1 protein-coding gene is annotated in these 568 nt (G+C 46.3%); it reads left to right on the forward strand.

What is annotated here, in order from left to right:
* Positions 1–568, forward strand: a 568-nt coding sequence (locus tag ACRCJ0_RS18780) for a DnaJ C-terminal domain-containing protein (RefSeq protein ID WP_431391716.1), incomplete at both ends; no start/stop codon positions are given.

Raw genomic sequence — 568 nt, forward strand, 5'->3', positions numbered from 1 at the left:
TGGCTTTGAAGACATTTTTGAGCAATTCTTTGGTGGCGGAGGCGGCGGATTCAGCGGTTTCGGTGGTGGCTTCGGTGGAGGCGGCCGTACGGCTAACCCTAATGCACCGCAACAAGGTGATGACTTACAATACAACATGGACCTAGAATTTGAAGAAGCTATTTTCGGAACTGAAGAAACTATTTCTTACCGTCGTGAAGTAGACTGTACAGTATGTGAAGGATCTGGTGCTGAACCAGGTACAGCGGTTCATACCTGTCCAACATGTTCTGGTTCTGGTGTTGAAAAAGTTTACCAACAAACACCATTAGGTCGCGTGGTTTCTCAATCTGTATGTCATGAATGTTCAGGTAAAGGGAAAGTATTCGACCAAGCTTGCCACCACTGCCACGGTGCTGGACGTGAAACTGAAACACATAAAGTTAAAGTTAACGTACCAGCCGGTGTTGAAGATGGTCAAAGCATGCGCCTAAGCGGGCAAGGAAATGCTGGTAAAAATAATGGACCAGCAGGAAGCTTGTATATCGTTTTCCGTGTGAAACGTTCTGAAATATTCGAGCGTGAAGGG

It is taken from the genome of Aerococcus sp. L_32, assembly GCF_050689315.1.